Genomic DNA, 2,340 nt, shown 5'->3' with positions numbered 1-2,340 from the left:
TGGCCATGGTGAACAGGTCGTCGACGACGATCTTCTGCTTGCGAACCAGGTAGAAGTCGGCGATCAGGACGCCGAACAACGGCCCGATGAAGGCGCCGAGCGTCTCCAACGTGTAGTGGATGACCTCCGGGTTGCCGTAGAGGTTCCACGGCGTCAGGAGCACCGAGCCGACGGCGGCGATCATGCCGCCCATCCGCCAGCTGATCTTCTGTGGGCTGACGTTCGAGAAGTCGAACGCGGGTGAGATGAAGTTGGCGACGATGTTGATGCCGACGGTGGCGATGGAGAACGTCAACGCGCCCAACACGATTGCGGTCACGCTGTCGATCCGGGCGACGGTGGCGACCGGATCGGTGAGCAGTTCGCCGAACACCGGAACCGTCGCGGCCGCCGTGACGACGACGAGCAACGAGAACACCAGGAAGTTCACCGGCAGCCCCAGGAAGTTGCCCTTCTTCACGGCGGTGAAGCTCTTGCCGTAGCGGGCGAAGTCACCGAAGTTCAGCATCGGGCCGGAGAAGTAGGACACCACCAGCGCGATCGCACCGAGCATGACGACCAGCGTGTTGCCCTTCTTCTCGCCACCGAGGGACAGGCTGACGTGCCAGCCCGACTTCCACAGCAGGTAGCCGCACAGGATGAACATCACGACATAGACGGCGGGGCCGCAGAAGTCGATGAACTTTCGGATCGATTCCATGCCGCGCCAGAAGACGGCGGCCTGAAGGATCCACAGCAGGGTGAAGCTGCCCCAGCCGAGCAGCGACAGCCCCGTGAAGCCGTACTGCTCGACGTCGGCGTACGGCGCCAACCCTGGGAACAGCTTGAGCAGTACGACGTCCAGCGCCGCCGACGCCAAATAAGTCTGAATTCCATACCACGCCACCGCGATCAGGCCGCGGATGATCGCCGGGATGTTGGCGCCGAGCACGCCGAAAGGGCTGCGGCACACCACCGGATAGGGGACACCGGCCTGCTGGCTGGGCTTGGCGACCAGGTTGCAGAGGAAGTAGACGATGACGATGCCCACCAGGAGGGCGATGAGCACCTGCCAGCTCGCCAGGCCGAGTGCGAAGAGGCTGCCCGCCGTGACGTAACCGCCGACGCTGTGTACGTCGGACATCCAGAACGCGAAGATGTTGTACGTCGACCATGACTGCTTGGCGAGTGGCGCGAGGTCCTCGTTGGTCAATCGCGGGTCGTAGTACTCCTTGACCAGCCCGCTGCCGACCGGATGGCCTGCGGCTTCGACGATGTCACCCGCGGTGATCACGGCGCTGGGCGGTGGCTCTTTGACGTTCGTCATTGCTAGCTCCTGATCTGCGTGCAAATGATGCAAAGCGATTGGGAAAAGCTAGCGACGAGTTGTTGCGGGACCGTTGCGCCGAAAATATATCTTCTTTGCGTTCAGCCGTCGTCGCCCGCGACGAGACCAGAATCGGCGGGCAGGGTGGCCACGACCTCGTTGAGGTTGCGGTGGTGGGCGGCGCTCGACGCGAGCAGTCGGTCGACGTCTCTGGCCAGGAAGGCATCGAGCAATTCGCGGTGATCCTCGTGCAAACGTGCGCGCTGCGAATGCTCGACGTGCACCATGGCCTGAACGGGTTCGGTGATGTTCCAAGCGGATTCGAGCATGTGGATCAATCGCAACATGCCCGACGGTCTGGTCAGGCCCATGTGAAAGAGCCGGCTCTGCCGGTGGTAGGCCTGCGGATCGTCTTCCGTCACGGCGTCTTCCAGAAGCCGGTTGACCTCCTTGACGTGTGCGCGTTCGTCGTCGGTGGCGCGGACGACTGCCGCAGCGAGCGCGGCCGACTCCAGCGTCTCGCGGACGATGTACATCTCGGCGAGCTCGCGGGCGGTCAGCTGGGCGACCGCGTAACCGATGTTGGTCTGATGTGCGACCAGGCCCTCGCCGGTCAGTGTCTTGAGGCTTTCCCGGACGGGAATGGCGCTGACACCGAAGAGGTCCGCGACTTCGCTGACCGGAATCGGTGTGCCCGGCGGCACCGCGCCGTCGAGGATGACGCGCCGCAGTTCGTCGACGATGGTCTGCTGTGAGCGACTGCCGCGGTTCACCCTGGATTCTCCGGTCGCGTCGCTCGCCCAGGCGAGCCTGAACAGCAGCGCGGAGTGACGGCGGGCCGACATTTCGTCATCCTCCTACGTTTCCGTCAGGCCCGTTCACTCAACTACATTCCACTATTGACATGTCATTGATGGAGTGTCATCGTGAAAGGACCAACCCACAGCCCAGGGAGCATCCGACATGACCGACACCCACAGCGGAACTGCGGACGAGCGAGAAGCCGAAATGTTCGGCACCGGCCAGTTCTACCA

General features: G+C 63.3%; 2 protein-coding genes. Both read right to left on the bottom strand.

Going from position 1 to position 2,340, the window contains the following annotated elements; translation table 11 throughout:
- A partial coding sequence (locus ACRDUX_RS19005) for an NCS1 family nucleobase:cation symporter-1 (RefSeq protein ID WP_526415573.1) occupies window positions 1-1,306 on the bottom strand: 1,306 nt, incomplete at its 3' end.
- Between the two features lie 101 nt (window positions 1,307-1,407).
- Window positions 1,408-2,151, bottom strand: a complete 744-nt coding sequence (locus ACRDUX_RS19000) for a GntR family transcriptional regulator (RefSeq protein ID WP_526415572.1) — start codon at window positions 2,149-2,151, stop codon at window positions 1,408-1,410.
- Window positions 2,152-2,340 lie beyond the last annotated feature (189 nt).

Origin of the sequence: Mycobacterium sp. (genome assembly GCF_050701675.1) — a bacterium.
Taxonomy (GTDB): Bacteria; Actinomycetota; Actinomycetes; order Mycobacteriales; family Mycobacteriaceae; genus Mycobacterium.
The sequence above is the reverse complement of the archived record's forward strand: the minus strand, read 5'-3'. Positions and strand labels throughout refer to the sequence as shown.